This window comes from Enterobacter sp. UCD-UG_FMILLET (assembly GCF_000762975.1).
In the GTDB taxonomy this organism is placed as follows: domain Bacteria; phylum Pseudomonadota; class Gammaproteobacteria; order Enterobacterales; family Enterobacteriaceae; genus Enterobacter; species Enterobacter dykesii.
Genome location: NZ_JRJC01000023.1, coordinates 125,538 through 141,382, shown reverse-complemented (window position 1 = coordinate 141,382; position 15,845 = coordinate 125,538). Strand labels below are relative to the sequence as shown.

Below are 15,845 nucleotides of genomic sequence, written 5' to 3'. Positions count from 1 at the left end.
CGTTATGGCTCCGGCGGCGCAAACCAGGCGGATTTAAAATCAAACCAGCCCAGGGTGTTCATCCGCAGGCCGCGCATGCTGCGCTGGCCCTGGATCATCAGCCAGTGGTGGATCAAGGGTACGATCGCCTGCTCGGCCAGAAGCTGCTGGCACCAGGCTGCAAGATTCATTTCGCCCGCGCGCCACAGGGCGGCATCCTGCTGCCAGTCACGGTCGATGCAGTGCTGGATCAGCGGGACTTCATACAAATGCGAGAAAAGGGAAAAATCGAGCGGCAGGGTAAAGTTGGCGCTGTTGAGCCAGATATCGCTGGCGATCTCCCCCTGATGCCATTCGTCATAGTCCACTTCCCTGACCTCTAACCTGACCCCCTCGGCTGCCAGCAGCCGGGTCATGATTCTGGCGATAAAACGATGCTCCACGTGTTCGCGGTAGTAGGTCAGGGTGATGGACTCCAGCCCTGCGGGTTTGTCGCAGTGAACCGGGCGGGCGTGGTGCCAGCGCGGAAGCAGGCCGTACGCCGGGAACCAGTATGTCTGATACTGCTCTTCCGCATGGTAAATCAGATTGGAAGGGGACAAAACGTGGCTAACCCACCTGCGGACGGCCTGGTTTGCCCCACGGTGGGTGCGGCGGTCAAAGAGAAGATAGTAGCATCCCTCCTCCAGGCGACTCTCCACGGCTTTTTCTCCCGTGGTGGGGCCTTCCAGCGTTAGGCCGGCGCTCAGCTCTTCATTGAGATCCGGTAATACCCAGACGTTCACCTCGTCGATGAGCGCCCGATAGCCAAAGTAGTCATCGAACGCGCGGATTTTCAGCTGGTTGCTGGTATTGCGGGACACGGAGTAAGGCCCGGTGCCAATCGGCAGGCTGGCAAAGTTGTTCATTGATTCCCACTCGCCGGGCAAAATCATCGACGGCACGTAGCCCAGCAGCCAGGGAAGCCACTTATCCTGCTGCGACAGCTCGATATCCAGCGTCCAGGCCGTGGGCGAGTGGACGCGGGAGATATGCGAGTAGAGCGGGAGCTTGCGGACGCGTTCCAGAGAGGCGATGACGTCGTGCATTTCCAGCTCGCGGCCGTGGTGAAAGTGAATGCCGGGGCGTAAAAAGAAACGCCAGTGGCGGGGGGAAAGCTGCTGCCAGTGGTGCGCGATATCCGCTTCCAGTTCCCCATTTTCCTCATTTATGCGCGTCAGGCCGCTGAAGATTTGCCGGGCCATGTGGGTTTCAGAGCGGCGTAACGCCGTACCGGGTAACAGATTTTTCATCGGACGGTAGTAGAGCACCCGCAGAATGTGTCGGCCCTGACGAAAGCTGCGCCCAAGATGGGAAACCAGCATCTGGCGCACGGCGGCTTTGTCGCCCACCAACTGTACCAGCTGATCGATGCGGTCCTGCTCGAGCAGATCTTCCGCGCGCTGCTGCTGCAGCGCCAGCCCGGTATAGAGGAAGGTCAGCCGCGAGCGTTTGCCGCGTCCTGCCTCCGCTTCCCAGCTTAACCAACCCTGCTGCTGCATGGTGTTGAGCAACGTGCGCATATGGCGGCGGGAGCAGCTAAGCAGGTCCGCCAGCTCGTTGAGCGTGGTCTCCTGCGATTGCCCCTCGCAGCACTGCCAGAGGCGGATAAACTGTTGTTGCAGACGACCGGAAGGCATAAAAGGGGAACTCCTGACAAAAAACCAGCAATTTATTTATCCCTATATTAGGCCAATAATTCTCCCCGATGAAGCGAGGAGGTAAATTATGAAGAGGTCTACCGCACGTCAGTTTTATCAGCAGTACTTTTCAGCGACAAAAGGAGCGTCCTGGCTGGCCCGCCGGTGTGCAGAGCAACGGCTGAAAACGTTAGAAGAACTGATGCAGTGGGACGTTACAGCCCCGACCTCTTCCCGCTAACTCGCCTCGATCATGTGTGACTGAGTATTGGTGCTTATCACCCGCCAGCAAAATGTTTTTGCTGGCTTTTTTCGTTTACTATTCACCCAATTTCGATTCGCTTTCACAAGGACTTGCGCATGCTGTGGTTGATGACGATGGGGCGACGCCTGAATGGCGTGTATGCCGCTTTTATGCTGGTGGCCTTTATGATGGGCGTGGCGGGGGCGCTGCAGGCGCCGACGCTGAGCCTGTTTCTCAGCCGTGAGGTGGGGGCACAGCCGTTTTGGGTCGGCCTGTTTTATACCGTCAACGCCATTGCCGGGATCCTGGTCAGCCTCGCGCTGGCGAAACGATCGGACAGCCAGGGCGATCGCCGCAGGCTGATCCTCTTTTGCTGCGCCATGGCCGTGGGCAACGCGCTGCTCTTTGCCTTCAACCGTCACTATCTGACGCTCATTACCTGCGGCGTGCTGCTGGCGTCGCTGGCGAATACCGCCATGCCGCAGCTGTTCGCGCTGGCCCGTGAATATGCGGATAACTCGGCGCGTGAAGTGGTGATGTTCAGCTCGGTGATGCGCGCCCAGCTTTCGCTGGCGTGGGTCATTGGCCCGCCGCTGGCCTTCATGCTGGCGTTGAACTACGGCTTTACCACCATGTTTTCCATCGCCGCCGGGATTTTTATCATCAGCCTGGCGCTGATTGCCTTCGCGCTGCCGTCCGTGGCGCGCGTCGAACAGGCGACGGATAAACCTGTCACCGAGGTGAGCGGCTGGCAGGACAAAAACGTCCGCATGCTGTTTATTGCCTCCACGCTGATGTGGACCTGCAACACCATGTACATCATCGATATGCCGCTGTGGATCAGCAGCGATCTGGGCCTGCCGGACAAGCTTGCGGGGATCTTAATGGGAACTGCCGCCGGGCTGGAAATTCCGGCAATGATTCTGGCGGGTTACTACGTTAAGCGGTTTGGAAAGCGCAGGATGATGATTGTCGCCGTGGCGGCTGGGGTGCTGTTCTACGCGGGGCTGATCCTTTTCCATTCGCGGGAAGCGTTGCTGGCGTTGCAGCTGTTTAACGCCGTGTTTATTGGGATTGTTGCCGGGATCGGCATGCTCTGGTTTCAGGATCTCATGCCCGGCCGTGCCGGCTCGGCGACCACGCTTTTTACCAACAGCATTTCAACCGGGGTGATTCTGGCGGGCGTGATTCAGGGGGCGCTGGCGCAAAGCTATGGGCATGCATCCGTGTACTGGACGATCGCAGCGATCTCGGTCATCACGCTGGTATTGACGTGCCGGGTTAAAGACGTTTGATTCTGGCAGCCGAAAAGCAATCAGAGGGCTGGAATGCAAAAAGCGCTGGAATCAGTGGCCCGCGCTTAGCGGGCCACTGCCTTTAGCCCATAAACGCAGGCTGTTTGTTCTCATACGCTGAGATAGCGTCTTCGTGCTGGAGAGTTAAACCAATGCTGTCCAGACCGTTCAGCATGCAGTGACGGCGGAAGGCATCAATGCTGAAGCTGTAGGTCTTATCCCCGGCTTTCACCACTTCTGCTTCCAGATCCACTTCAAACGAAATGCCCGGATTCGCCTTAACCAGCGCGAACAGCTCATCGACCTGTTCATCGCTCAGCGTGACGGGCAGCAGCTGGTTGTTGAAGCTGTTACCGTAAAAAATATCCGCGAAGCTTGGGGCAATGACCACTTTAAAACCGTAGTCGGTGAGCGCCCACGGCGCGTGTTCACGGGATGAGCCGCAGCCAAAGTTTTCGCGTGCCAGCAAAATGGAGGCGCCTTTATATTCCGGGAAGTTCAGAACGAATTCCGGATTAGGCACTTCTCCCTTATCGTCCAGGAAACGCCAGTCGTTAAACAGATGTGCGCCGAAACCGGTGCGCGTCACTTTCTGCAGAAACTGTTTTGGAATAATAGCGTCAGTATCGACGTTAGCGGCGTCCAGCGGGACAACACGGCCCGTATGTTGGGTAAATTTCTCTGCCATGATTGTCTCCTTATTTCAGGCTGCGAATATCGGCGAAATGGCCGGTGACTGCCGCAGCGGCGGCCATTGCCGGGCTGACCAGATGGGTGCGCCCACCGCGGCCCTGACGGCCTTCAAAGTTACGATTGCTGGTAGAGGCGCAGCGCTCACCCGGATTCAGGCGATCGTTGTTCATGGCCAGACACATGGAGCAGCCGGGCAGGCGCCACTCGAAGCCCGCTTCGATAAAGATCTTATCCAGACCTTCGGCTTCCGCCTGGGCTTTCACCGGGCCGGAGCCAGGAACCACCAGCGCCTGAACGCCAGGCGCCACTTTGCGGCCTTTGGCAATCTCGGCTGCAGCACGCAAATCTTCGATACGGGAGTTGGTGCAGGAACCGATAAAGACTTTATCAATGGTCACGTCGGTCAACGGCACGCCAGGCTTCAGACCCATGTAGGCCAGCGCTTTTTCCGCACTGGCGCGCTCGACCGGATCGGTAAAGGATGTCGGGTCCGGGATATTGTCATTAACGGAAATCACCTGGCCCGGGTTGGTGCCCCAGGTCACCTGCGGCGCAATCTCTTCTGCCTGCAGCGTGACGACGGTGTCAAACGTCGCCCCATCGTCGGTTTTCAGGGTTTTCCAGTACGCTACCGCGTCGTCAAAATCCTGACCTTTCGGCGCGTGCAGACGACCCTTCACGTAGTTGAAGGTGGTTTCGTCCGGCGCGACCAGACCGGCTTTGGCACCCATCTCAATGGCCATGTTGCACAGGGTCATGCGGCCCTCCATGCTCAACGCCTGGATGGCTTCACCGCAGAATTCAACAACGTGACCGGTGCCGCCTGCGCTGCCGGTTTTACCGATGATGGCCAGCACGATATCTTTCGCGGTAATACCCGGTGCGGCTTTACCCTTCACTTCAATCTTCATCGTTTTGGCGCGGCCCTGTTTCAGGGTCTGCGTAGCCAGCACATGCTCCACCTCGGAAGTGCCAATCCCGAACGCCAGGGCGCCAAACGCGCCGTGGGTTGCGGTATGGGAGTCACCGCAGACGATGGTCATGCCCGGCAGGGTGATCCCTTGCTCAGGCCCCATCACGTGGACGATGCCCTGATACGGATGGTTCAGATCGTACAGCTCAACGCCAAACTCGTTGCAGTTCTTAATCAGCTCCTGCATCTGGATACGCGCCATCTCACCCGAGGCATTAATGTCTTTGGTCTGGGTGGAAACGTTGTGATCCATCGTCGCGAAGGTTTTACCCGGCTGACGTACCGGGCGCTTGTGCGCGCGCAGGCCGTCAAATGCCTGAGGAGAGGTCACTTCGTGTACCAGATGACGGTCAATGTACAGCAGCGGGGTTTCGTTCGGTGCCTCGTAAACAACGTGCGCATCAAACAACTTTTCATATAACGTCTTAGCCATGATTACACCCCTTCAGCGACATAGCGGGCAATGATGTCGCCCATTTCATCGGTACTGACTGCCGCCGTGCCGCGTGCTAAATCACCGGTACGGACGCCTTCTTCTAACGCCCGGTTAATGGCGTTTTCAATTGCGGTTGCTGCCTCGCCTGCATCCAGGCTGTAGCGCAGCAGCAGGGCCAGGGAGAGGATCTGCGCAATCGGGTTGGCAATGTTTTTGCCCGCGATATCCGGCGCTGAACCGCCTGCCGGTTCGTACAGGCCAAAGCCTTCTTCGTTCAGGCTTGCGGAGGGCAGCATGCCCATCGAGCCGGTGATCATCGCGCATTCGTCAGAGAGAATATCGCCGAACAGGTTGGAGCACAGCAGCACGTCAAACTGGGACGGATCCTTAATCAGCTGCATGGTCGCGTTGTCGATGTACATGTGCGACAGCGCGACGTCCGGGTACTGCTTAGCGACTTCACTGACGATCTCGCGCCACAAAATGGAAGACTGCAGCACGTTCGCTTTATCAATGGAGGTTACTTTATGGCGGCGTTTGCGCGCCGACTCGAACGCGATGTGGGCGATACGTTCGATTTCGAAACGGTGATACACCTCGGTGTCGAACGCTTTCTCGTGTTGCCCGCTGCCTTCGCGTCCTTTAGGCTGACCGAAATAGATCCCGCCGGTCAGTTCACGCACGCACAGAATGTCGAAACCGTTGGCGGCGATATCCGCACGCAGCGGGCAGAACTCTTCCAGACCCTGATACAGCTTCGCCGGACGCAGGTTGCTGAACAGCTTGAAATGTTTACGCAGCGGCAGCAGCGCGCCGCGCTCTGGCTGCTCTGCCGGCGGCAGGTGTTCCCACTTCGGGCCACCGACGGAACCAAACAGCACGGCATCGGCATTTTCGCAGCCTTCCACGGTCGCTTTCGGCAGTGGCGTACCGTGGTTATCAATCGCAATACCGCCCACATCGTAGTGGCTGGTGGTGATTTTCATCGCAAAACGCGCGCGAACGGCTTCCAGTACTTTCAGCGCCTGTGCCATCACTTCCGGACCAATACCGTCGCCCGGCAACACAGCAATATGGTAATTCTTCGACATTACACGGTTTCCTTGTTGTTCTCTTTATTCTGAGCTTTGCGTTGCAACTCTTTTTCGACTTCGGCGGCGCGCCAGATGTTGTTCAGAACATGCACCATCGCTTTCGCGGAAGATTCAACGATGTCGGTCGCCAGGCCCACGCCATGGAAGCGACGGCCGTTGTAATTGACCACGATATCCACCTGACCCAGTGCATCTTTGCCGTGGCCCTTGGCCGTCAGGTCATATTTCACCAGCTCAACGTCGTACTCGGTGACGCGGTTAATCGCCTGGTAGATGGCATCAACAGGGCCGTTACCGTTAGCGGCCTCTGCTTTAATTTCATCACCGCAGGCCAGTTTGACCGAGGCGGTGGCGATGTCGCTGGAGCCGGACTGTACGTTGAAGTAATCCAGACGGAAATGCTCCGGCTCTTCCTGCTGCTTGTTAATAAAGGCCAGCGCTTCCAGGTCATAGTCGAACACCTGGCCTTTTTTGTCGGCCAGCTTCAGGAACGCGTCGTACAGCTGATCCATATTGTAATCGCTGTCCTTATAACCCATCTCTTCCATACGGTGTTTAACCGCGGCGCGACCGGAACGGGAGGTCAGGTTCAACTGCACCTGATTCAGTCCGATGGATTCCGGGGTCATGATTTCGTAGTTTTCACGATTCTTCAGGACGCCATCCTGGTGAATACCGGAGGAGTGCGCGAAGGCGCCGGTGCCGACAATCGCTTTGTTAGCCGGAATAGGCATGTTGCAAATCTGGCTGACGGTCTGGCTGGTGCGCCAGATTTCGTTGTGATTGATGCGGGTGTGCACGTCCATAATGTCTTTGCGCACTTTGATCGCCATGATCACTTCTTCCAGCGAACAGTTGCCCGCGCGTTCGCCGATACCGTTCATCGCGCCTTCTACCTGACGTGCGCCAGCGTGGACGGCGGCAATCGCATTACCCACGGCCAGACCCAAATCATCGTGGGTGTGGACGGAGATAATTGCTTTATCAATATTCGGCACGCGGTCATACAGGCCGGTGATGATGTTGGAGAACTCAAACGGCATGGTGTAGCCGACGGTGTCCGGGATGTTGATGGTTTTCGCGCCCGCGTTGATGGCGGCTTCTACAACGCGCGCCAGGTCTTCGATTGGCGTACGGCCCGCATCTTCACAGGAGAACTCAACGTCATCGGTATAGTTGCGTGCGCGCTTAACCATGTAGACCGCGCGCTCAATCACCTCATCCAGCGTGCTGCGCAGCTTGGTTGCGATGTGCATAGGCGAGGTGGCAATAAAGGTGTGGATACGGAACGCTTCGGCGACCTTCAGCGACTCGGCAGCTACGTCGATGTCTTTCTCTACGCAGCGCGCCAGGGCACAGACGCGGCTGTTTTTAATGGTGCGCGCAATGGTCTGTACGGATTCGAAATCACCCGGAGACGAGACCGGGAAACCGACCTCCATCACGTCGACACCCATACGTTCGAGAGCCAGCGCGATCTGCAGTTTCTCTTTTACACTCAGGCTTGCCTGTAATGCCTGTTCACCGTCACGTAAAGTAGTATCGAAAATAATGACTTGCTGGCTCATGGGTTAGGTCCTTGTCAGTCTTAGGGCGCCTTGCTACGAGCATAAAAAAACCCGCGCAGTGGCGCGGGTTTCTAGTCTTACTGGTGACGATTCAACGCTGAATTTCGCCCGCCAGTCTACCGCGCACAGTGGATGCGTTTAGTAGTAGTAGACCGGTGAAACGAATGGTGCGTGTCATGAATCGTGCTCCGTTAAATTCAATATGCTTTTAGTGGTACTGGATACGGCTGTTCATGTCAACCCCTGAGGATGAAAACGGGCCCGACAGACGAGATCAACAGGATATTCACTTTAGCTAATTGTGCTGGTTTTTGCTTTTTTGACCCGTCTAATTGTCTAATTTTGGACTTAATAAAAAATTGCAGAAACAAAAAAATATAATTGTTCAAACAAGCGTGAAACGGGTTGAAGAGAATTCTTTGTGCCTAAAGCGTTTTGAGATCATTAAGTTATAAATGCAGTGAATCTATTCCAGAATGCTGAAAAGCGGACGGGGGTAACAGGTTGTTAACTAACTGTTGGACGATAGCGATAATTGTTTAATAATACTTACGTCATCATTAACCTGATGGCAATTGTATATTTGTTTAGTTTATGGTTTCATTTGGCTCCTAAAGTCAAACATATCATTTTTGTTCATTAATTTTCGTTAATATAGAGTCTTTATATATTCCGAATTTTAAATCATTCTCTTTCGCTGATCGTATTTGCATGATAAATCATATTTTTCGAGATTATTACCGTACGTTGGCAAAGGGGTGTAGCGTGACAGTGGAGTCAGAAGTGCCAGAAAATAATATTAAACAACCTCAAGCTACTGATGGGATTAAACCGCAGTTACGCACGGTGGATCTGAATCTTCTGACGGTGTTTGATGCTGTCATGCAGGAACAGAATATCACCCGCGCTGCTCAAACTTTGGGGATGTCACAACCTGCCGTGAGTAATGCCGTTGCCAGGCTTAAGCTTATGTTTAACGACGAATTATTTGTTCGCTACGGGAGAGGGATTCAGCCTACAGCGCGCGCATACCAGCTGTTTGGCTCTATTCGCCAGGCGTTGCAACTGGTTCAAAATGAGCTGCCGGGGTCGGGCTTTGAACCCTTAAGCAGCGAGCGCGTATTCCATCTTTGTGTCTGTAGTCCATTAGATAATTATTTAACGTCGATTATCTATAATAAAGTTGAAGAGATCGCACCAAATATCCATCTTGCTTTTAAATCATCCCTGAATCAAAACACGGAACATCAGTTACGCTATCAGGAGATAGAGTTCGTTCTGGGGTATGAAGAGTTCCGTCGTCCGGAATTTTCCTGCGTGCCGCTGTTTAAGGATGAAATGGTTCTGGTCGCCAGTAAAAAACACCCGCGCATGAATTCTCCGCTGCGAGAAAACGATGTTTATAACGAGCAGCATGCCGTTGTTGCGCTCGACAGATATGCTTCTTTTAGCCTGCCGTGGTATGACACTGCCGATAAACAGGCGAGCGTGGCTTATCAGGGGATGGCTATGGTCAGCGTATTAAACGTTGTCTCCCAAACGCATCTGGTGGCGATTGCACCGCGCTGGCTGGCAGAAGAGTTTTCTGAATCTTTAAATCTGCAAATTTTGCCTCTGCCGCTTAAGCTAAATAGCCGAACCTGTTATCTTTCCTGGCATGAAGCAGCGGGCCGGGATAAAGGACATCAGTGGATGGAAGAGTTGCTGGTTGGCATCTGCCGCCGGTAAACGCATCAGGATAAATCGCATCGGTTTATGTGATTTATCCTGATTTTTTTTAGATAACTGATATTTTATTCTATGGTGCTTTTTTCGGGCTGCTCTCTGGCGCGTAAAAATAGATGATTTTCTGCGTTGTCGCGCTTTTCAGCGATGATTTATCACCCCATCCTCTATTCTCAGAGGAATTAACCATATCTTCTCTTAACGGCTGCTTTTTCTGCTTTACCCACCGTTTATCTCCCCAGGTTTGCTAATTGCCTGCCTCATAACGAGCGGTTAAGGTAAAGAACACTCTGCAAAATATAAGATTGGTTTATCCCAATCGTAAGACGGTGCGGAAATGAATTCGGCAGTCCGTCTATAACAAAATGCCTGGAGGCAAAGCATGGAGATGTTGTCTGGCGCGGAAATGGTCGTTCGGTCGCTGATCGATCAGGGCGTAAAGCAAGTGTTCGGCTACCCTGGCGGTGCGGTCCTCGATATTTATGATGCGCTGCATACGGTTGGGGGCATTGACCATGTTCTGGTACGTCACGAGCAGGCGGCGGTACACATGGCTGACGGCCTGGCACGTGCGACGGGTGAAGTGGGCGTGGTATTAGTCACGTCCGGCCCCGGCGCGACAAACGCCATTACCGGCATTGCGACGGCCTATATGGACTCTATCCCGCTGGTGATCCTCTCCGGGCAGGTGGCAACCTCGCTGATAGGCTACGATGCGTTTCAGGAGTGCGACATGGTCGGGATTTCGCGTCCCGTTGTGAAGCATAGCTTCCTGGTCAAGCAAACAGAAGACATTCCAGGCATACTGAAAAAAGCCTTCTGGCTGGCGGCGAGCGGACGCCCGGGACCGGTGGTGGTCGATCTGCCTAAAGATATCCTCAACCCGGCAAACAAGCTGCCTTATGTCTGGCCGGAAGCGGTCAGCATGCGCTCTTATAACCCCACAACGCAGGGGCATAAAGGTCAGATCAAGCGAGCGTTGCAAACGCTTCTGGCCGCCAAAAAACCGGTGGTCTATGTCGGTGGCGGGGCGATCAACTCTGCCTGTGAAGCCCAACTTCGTGAACTGATTGAAAAGCTTAATCTTCCCGTTGCGTCGTCGCTGATGGGGCTGGGGGCGTTCCCTGCAACCCATCGTCAGGCGCTGGGGATGCTGGGTATGCACGGTACCTATGAAGCCAACATGACAATGCATCATTCCGATGTGATCTTTGCCGTCGGCGTGCGGTTTGACGATCGCACCACCAACAACCTGGCGAAGTATTGTCCGAACGCCACCGTGCTGCACATTGATATCGATCCAACGTCAATTTCAAAAACGGTGTCGGCTGATGTGCCGATCGTCGGTGATGCCCGGCAGGTTCTGGAGCAAATGCTGGATCTGCTGGCCCAGGAGAGTGCAACCCAGCCGCTGGATGAGATCCGCGACTGGTGGCAGCAGATTGAGCAGTGGCGCGCGCGTCAGTGCCTGAAATATGACACGCAAAGTGAAAACATTAAGCCGCAGGCGGTCATTGAAGCGGTGTGGCGACTGACGAAAGGTGAGGCGTACGTGACCTCAGACGTGGGGCAGCATCAGATGTTCGCCGCCCTGTATTACCCGTTTGATAAACCGCGACACTGGATCAACTCCGGTGGGTTAGGAACCATGGGCTTTGGTCTGCCTGCCGCGCTGGGCGTGAAGCTGGCGCTACCGAATGAAACCGTCGTCTGCGTGACGGGGGACGGCAGTATTCAGATGAACATTCAGGAGCTGTCTACCGCGCTGCAATATGAACTGCCGGTACTGGTGCTGAACCTGAATAACGGCTATCTCGGTATGGTCAAGCAGTGGCAGGATATGATCTACTCTGGCCGCCACTCCCAGTCCTACATGAAATCGCTGCCGGACTTTGTTCGTCTTGCTGAAGCTTACGGTCATGTAGGCATGCGGGTGACCGATCCGGCTGAGCTGGAAACGAAGCTCGCACAAGCGCTTGAGCACGTTAAAAACAACCGCCTCGTCTTTATGGATGTGATTGTTGATGGAACCGAGCACGTTTATCCGATGCATATTCGTGGTGGTGGTATGGATGAAATGTGGTTAAGCAAAACGGAGAGAACCTGATATGCGCCGGATATTATCTGTTTTACTGGAAAACGAGTCTGGCGCACTGTCGCGCGTCATTGGCCTTTTTGCGCAGCGCGGCTATAACATTGAAAGCCTGACCGTTGCCCCGACGGAAGACCCTACGCTGTCGCGCATGACGATCCAAACCGTCGGTGATGCCAAAGTGCTTGAGCAGATTGAAAAACAACTGCATAAGCTGGTCGACGTACTGCGCGTGAGCGAGCTGGGGCAGGGGGCCTACGTTGAACGTGAGGTCATGCTGGTGAAAATCCAGGCCAGTGGCTACGGGCGTGATGAAGTCAAACGCAATGCTGATATTTTCCGCGGACAAATTATCGACGTCACGCCTTCTCTTTATACGGTTCAGCTGGTTGGGACAAGCGACAAGCTGGATGCTTTCCTGGCGTCCGTGCGGGATGTCGCAAAAATTGTCGAGGTCGCGAGATCGGGTGTCGTGGGCCTGTCACGCGGTGAGAAAATCATGCGTTAGTTGTCAAAAAGGTTCGCCTCTTTCTGCCCGGTCACCAAAGCCGGGCTTTTTTTTGCGTAATCAGCCGACAACGCAGATAAAAGCGGTTGCCGCGAAGGCTTTTCTGCGTTTAGATGTTAAAAGATTTAACCATAACCTTGACAGGGCCATGGACTCTTTTCTTTTTTTAAGGGGCAATTGTGAAACTGGATGAAATCGCCCGGCTAGCCGGCGTGTCACGAACAACGGCCAGCTATGTGATTAACGGTAAAGCAAAGCAGTACCGTGTCAGCGACAAGACCGTTGAAAAAGTTATGGCGGTGGTTCGTGAGCATAACTACCATCCGAATGCTGTCGCAGCCGGCCTACGTGCCGGGCGTACCCGCTCTATTGGTCTGGTGATCCCTGACCTGGAAAACACCAGCTATACCCGTATCGCCAACTATCTTGAACGTCAGGCGCGCCAGCGCGGCTATCAATTGCTGATTGCCTGCTCGGAAGACCAGCCCGACAACGAGATGCGCTGCATTGAGCATCTGCTCCAGCGCCAGGTGGATGCCATCATCGTATCGACCTCCTTGCCGCCAGAGCATCCGTTCTACCAGCGCTGGGCGAACGACTCGTTCCCAATCGTTGCGCTGGACCGCGCTCTCGATCGCGAGCATTTCACCAGCGTTGTGGGTGCGGATCAGGATGATGCAGAAATGCTGGCCGCGGAGCTGAGAACGTTCCCCGCTGAAACAGTGCTGTATCTTGGCGCGTTGCCCGAGCTTTCCGTGAGCTTCCTGCGTGAGCAGGGATTCAGAACTGCCTGGAAAGACGATCCGCGCGAGGTTCACTACCTCTATGCCAACAGCTACGAACGTGAAGCCGCAGCGCAACTGTTTGAGAAATGGCTGGAAACGCACCCGATGCCTCAGGCGCTGTTCACCACGTCATTTGCGCTGTTGCAGGGTGTCATGGATGTAACATTACGTCGTGAAGGTAAATTGCCCTCCGATCTGGCGATTGCCACGTTCGGGGATAACGAGCTGCTCGACTTCCTCCAGTGTCCGGTGCTGGCGGTAGCACAGCGTCACCGCGATGTGGCTGAACGCGTGCTGGAGATTGTGCTGGCAAGCCTGGATGAGCCGCGCAAACCGAAGCCGGGCCTGACGCGTATCAAACGTAATCTCTATCATCGCGGAATTTTAAGCCGCCAAAAATGAAATGACCGGGGCGGAGAAGTCTGCCCCATTTTGCTGCGATAAATCGTACGGATAATTCCCGGAGAGAAATTAGGATAATTCTTGCGAGATCATAATCGCCTATTTTTTTTAATTCATTTTGGCTTTTAAATTGTCCTTTAAAGAACATCTCAGCGATTTTAAACAGCTATCTTTGTATTGTTTTGTTACAAACCCTATTCGGCCGATGAATAATCAGACGTTTTTCCTCCTCCTGTGCCAGCTTACGTGGCAACCGCCGCGCTTACCGGGTGCCAGAGTGAATCTGGCGCTGTTATCCCCTGAGAATCTGTCATAAAATGCTGCCCGCGTCGCAAACTGACACTTTATATTTATCTGCGATGATATTGAGTGAGCTTTAACGCTAGTGTGCATATTCGGTTTTTTTCTTACAAATATTCATAACGTTAATTTTGCCTCGCCAGTTGTGCAGTTATTAACCAGGACTGTTTATCTCTGTAAATAGAGGGCTTCCGAGTCCTTATAGGGAGAGTCCTGGCTTGACAAGCTTTTCCCTCGCTCCGTAAACTCCTTTAGGTGGGAATTTGTGGGTTAAAGTGGAGAGGAGGGGTGAGACTGGCATGTTCCGTGGAGCAACGTTAGTCAATCTCGACAGCAAAGGGCGATTATCGGTACCAACCCGATACCGCGACCAGCTGATTGAGAACGCTGCGGGTCAAATGGTTTGCACCATTGACATTAACTCCCCCTGCCTGCTGCTTTACCCCTTGCCTGAATGGGAAATTATTGAGCAAAAGCTGTCGCGACTGTCGAGCATGAACCCGCAGGAACGCCGCGTGCAGCGGTTGTTATTGGGACATGCCAGTGAATGTCAGATGGATAACGCAGGGCGATTACTGATTGCGCCTGTGTTGCGGCAACATGCCGGTCTGACCAAAGAAGTGATGCTGGTCGGGCAGTTCAACAAGTTTGAACTGTGGGATGAAACGACCTGGTATCAACAGGTCAAGGAAGATATCGACGCTGAGCAGTCTGATTCCGCGACATTATCGGAACGGCTGCAGGACTTGTCTCTATAAATATGATGGAAAATTTTAAACATAAAACGGTGTTACTGGACGAGGCCGTAAACGGCCTGAATATTCGTCCGGATGGCATCTACATTGATGGCACGTTTGGTCGCGGTGGTCACTCGCGTTTGATTCTCTCCCAGCTTGGAGAGGAAGGACGTCTGCTGGCAATCGATCGCGATCCGCAGGCTATTGCCGTTGCACAGACCATCAATGACCCACGCTTTTCCATCGTGCATGGACCTTTCTCTGCGCTCGCGGATTATGTTGCCGAGCGCGGCCTGACGGGCAAGATCGACGGGATTCTTCTCGATCTTGGCGTCTCTTCACCCCAACTTGATGATGCTGAACGTGGTTTCTCCTTTATGCGTGATGGTCCGCTGGACATGCGTATGGACCCGACGCGCGGTCAGTCTGCCGCTGAGTGGTTACAGACCGCTGACGAAGCCGATATTGCATGGGTCATCAAAACGTTTGGCGAGGAGCGGTTTGGCAAACGTATTGCGCGCGCCATCGTTGAGCGCAATCGTATTGAGCCCATGACCCGCACCAAAGAGTTGGCCGAAGTGATCGCGACGGCGACGCCGGTGAAGGATAAGCACAAACATCCCGCGACCCGTACCTTCCAGGCGGTTCGCATCTGGGTAAACAGTGAACTGGAGGAAATAGAGCTGGCGCTAAAAAGCTCGCTCGACGTGCTGGCCCCGGGTGGGCGGTTATCCATCATCAGCTTCCATTCGCTGGAAGACCGTATTGTGAAACGCTTTATGCGTGAACAAAGCCGCGGTCCACAGGTGCCAGCGGGGCTGCCGATGACGGAAGAACAACTCAGGAAGCTGGGTGGCCGTCAGTTGCGAGCATTAGGCAAGTTGATGCCGGGCGAAGAAGAAGTGGCAGAGAATCCACGCGCCCGTAGTTCAGTGCTGCGTGTTGCAGAGAGGACGAACGCATGATCGGCAGAGTGACAGAGACCCTAAGCAAAGTTAAGGATTCGTTAGGAAGCAACGAGCGCCATGCCTTGCCTGGCGTGATCGGCGACGATCTTTTGCGGTTTGGGAAACTGCCACTCTGTCTGTTCATTTGCATCATTGTCACGGCAGTTACGGTGGTGACCACCGCCCATCATACACGTTTATTGACTGCGCAACGCGAGCAGATGGTACTGGAACGCGATGCGCTGGATATTGAATGGCGAAATCTGATCCTTGAAGAAAACGCGCTCGGCGATCACAGCCGGGTTGAACGGATCGCAACGGAAAAGCTGCAACTGCAGCATGTTGATCCTTCGCAGGAAAATATCGTAGTACAAAAATAAGGGAAAAC

At 54.2% G+C, this 15,845-nt stretch carries 15 protein-coding genes; 9 read left to right on the top strand and 6 right to left on the bottom strand.

From position 1 onward, the window contains the following. Window positions 1-2: 2 nt before the first annotated feature. A complete protein-coding gene (sgrR, locus tag LA04_RS10920) occupies window positions 3-1,658 on the bottom strand; it encodes an HTH-type transcriptional regulator SgrR (RefSeq protein WP_047651547.1) in 1,656 nt (551 codons plus the stop codon). Window positions 1,659-1,746: 88 nt separating this feature from the next. Here sgrR and sgrT point away from each other — a divergent pair, with 88 nt between their 5' ends. Further along, a complete protein-coding gene (gene sgrT, locus LA04_RS10915) occupies window positions 1,747-1,899 on the top strand; it encodes a glucose uptake inhibitor SgrT (protein WP_023310379.1) in 153 nt (50 codons plus the stop codon). Window positions 1,900-2,018: 119 nt separating this feature from the next. Next, the gene (locus LA04_RS10910; protein WP_047651545.1) at window positions 2,019-3,197 is read left to right on the top strand and encodes a sugar efflux transporter; all 1,179 of its coding nucleotides are present in this window, start codon (window positions 2,019-2,021) and stop codon (window positions 3,195-3,197) included. Between the two features lie 82 nt (window positions 3,198-3,279). On the opposite strand, the gene leuD is transcribed toward LA04_RS10910, so the two are convergent. From leuD to leuL, 5 genes are all read right to left on the bottom strand, one after another. Further along, a complete protein-coding gene (gene leuD / locus LA04_RS10905) occupies window positions 3,280-3,885 on the bottom strand; it encodes a 3-isopropylmalate dehydratase small subunit (RefSeq protein WP_047651543.1) in 606 nt (201 codons plus the stop codon). A gap of 10 nt (window positions 3,886-3,895) precedes the next feature. Beyond that, window positions 3,896-5,296 carry a 3-isopropylmalate dehydratase large subunit gene (leuC, locus tag LA04_RS10900; protein ID WP_047651542.1) on the bottom strand — a complete coding sequence of 467 codons (1,401 nt, stop codon included), beginning with the start codon at window positions 5,294-5,296 and terminating at the stop codon, window positions 3,896-3,898. Window positions 5,297-5,298: 2 nt separating this feature from the next. After that, window positions 5,299-6,390, bottom strand: a complete 1,092-nt coding sequence (gene leuB / locus LA04_RS10895) for a 3-isopropylmalate dehydrogenase (RefSeq protein WP_047060144.1) — start codon at window positions 6,388-6,390, stop codon at window positions 5,299-5,301. Next, entirely contained in the window at window positions 6,390-7,961 is a 1,572-nt protein-coding gene (leuA, locus tag LA04_RS10890; RefSeq protein ID WP_023334495.1) for a 2-isopropylmalate synthase, read from the bottom strand. Before leuA ends, leuB begins: the two co-directional genes overlap by 1 nt. A gap of 91 nt (window positions 7,962-8,052) precedes the next feature. After that, window positions 8,053-8,139, bottom strand: coding sequence for a leu operon leader peptide (gene leuL, locus LA04_RS25245; RefSeq protein WP_071786497.1), 87 nt, complete (start codon window positions 8,137-8,139; stop codon window positions 8,053-8,055). Window positions 8,140-8,744: 605 nt separating this feature from the next. Between leuL and leuO the strand changes: the two genes are divergently transcribed. The 7 genes from leuO to ftsL all read left to right on the top strand — a co-directional run bounded on the left by leuO (window position 8,745) and on the right by ftsL (window position 15,837). Next, window positions 8,745-9,689, top strand: coding sequence for a transcriptional regulator LeuO (gene leuO, locus LA04_RS10885; protein ID WP_047651540.1), 945 nt, complete (start codon window positions 8,745-8,747; stop codon window positions 9,687-9,689). Between the two features lie 379 nt (window positions 9,690-10,068). Beyond that, on the top strand, window positions 10,069-11,793 hold the full coding sequence (ilvI, locus tag LA04_RS10880) for an acetolactate synthase 3 large subunit (protein ID WP_047651539.1): 1,725 nt from the start codon (window positions 10,069-10,071) through the stop codon (window positions 11,791-11,793). A gap of 1 nt (window position 11,794) precedes the next feature. Then, window positions 11,795-12,286 (top strand): acetolactate synthase small subunit, encoded by a 492-nt coding sequence (ilvN, locus tag LA04_RS10875; protein WP_023310389.1) that lies wholly within the window; start codon window positions 11,795-11,797, stop codon window positions 12,284-12,286. Between the two features lie 179 nt (window positions 12,287-12,465). Next, window positions 12,466-13,473, top strand: coding sequence for a catabolite repressor/activator (gene cra / locus LA04_RS10870; RefSeq protein WP_047651537.1), 1,008 nt, complete (start codon window positions 12,466-12,468; stop codon window positions 13,471-13,473). Window positions 13,474-14,072: 599 nt separating this feature from the next. Further along, entirely contained in the window at window positions 14,073-14,531 is a 459-nt protein-coding gene (gene mraZ, locus LA04_RS10865; RefSeq protein WP_021240528.1) for a division/cell wall cluster transcriptional repressor MraZ, read from the top strand. 2 nt (window positions 14,532-14,533) lie between these two features. Beyond that, window positions 14,534-15,475, top strand: a complete 942-nt coding sequence (gene rsmH / locus LA04_RS10860; protein ID WP_047651536.1) for a 16S rRNA (cytosine(1402)-N(4))-methyltransferase RsmH — start codon at window positions 14,534-14,536, stop codon at window positions 15,473-15,475. Then, window positions 15,472-15,837 carry a cell division protein FtsL gene (ftsL, locus tag LA04_RS10855; protein ID WP_008501989.1) on the top strand — a complete coding sequence of 122 codons (366 nt, stop codon included), beginning with the start codon at window positions 15,472-15,474 and terminating at the stop codon, window positions 15,835-15,837. Before rsmH ends, ftsL begins: the two co-directional genes overlap by 4 nt. The last annotated feature ends 8 nt before the right edge of the window (window positions 15,838-15,845 follow it).

What these genes read in the sequence shown, in the direction of transcription:
- sgrR (WP_047651547.1), bottom strand. Translation starts at nt 1,658, where the DNA reads ATGCCTTCCGGTCGTCTGCAACAACAGTTTATCCGCCTCTGGCAGTGC.
- sgrT (WP_023310379.1), top strand. Translation starts at nt 1,747, where the DNA reads ATGAAGAGGTCTACCGCACGTCAGTTTTATCAGCAGTACTTTTCAGCG.
- LA04_RS10910 (WP_047651545.1), top strand. Translation starts at nt 2,019, where the DNA reads ATGCTGTGGTTGATGACGATGGGGCGACGCCTGAATGGCGTGTATGCC.
- leuD (WP_047651543.1), bottom strand. Translation starts at nt 3,885, where the DNA reads ATGGCAGAGAAATTTACCCAACATACGGGCCGTGTTGTCCCGCTGGAC.
- leuC (WP_047651542.1), bottom strand. Translation starts at nt 5,296, where the DNA reads ATGGCTAAGACGTTATATGAAAAGTTGTTTGATGCGCACGTTGTTTAC.
- leuB (WP_047060144.1), bottom strand. Translation starts at nt 6,390, where the DNA reads ATGTCGAAGAATTACCATATTGCTGTGTTGCCGGGCGACGGTATTGGT.
- leuA (WP_023334495.1), bottom strand. Translation starts at nt 7,961, where the DNA reads ATGAGCCAGCAAGTCATTATTTTCGATACTACTTTACGTGACGGTGAA.
- leuL (WP_071786497.1), bottom strand. Translation starts at nt 8,139, where the DNA reads ATGACACGCACCATTCGTTTCACCGGTCTACTACTACTAAACGCATCC.
- ilvI (WP_047651539.1), top strand. Translation starts at nt 10,069, where the DNA reads ATGGAGATGTTGTCTGGCGCGGAAATGGTCGTTCGGTCGCTGATCGAT.
- ilvN (WP_023310389.1), top strand. Translation starts at nt 11,795, where the DNA reads ATGCGCCGGATATTATCTGTTTTACTGGAAAACGAGTCTGGCGCACTG.
- mraZ (WP_021240528.1), top strand. Translation starts at nt 14,073, where the DNA reads ATGTTCCGTGGAGCAACGTTAGTCAATCTCGACAGCAAAGGGCGATTA.
- rsmH (WP_047651536.1), top strand. Translation starts at nt 14,534, where the DNA reads ATGATGGAAAATTTTAAACATAAAACGGTGTTACTGGACGAGGCCGTA.
- ftsL (WP_008501989.1), top strand. Translation starts at nt 15,472, where the DNA reads ATGATCGGCAGAGTGACAGAGACCCTAAGCAAAGTTAAGGATTCGTTA.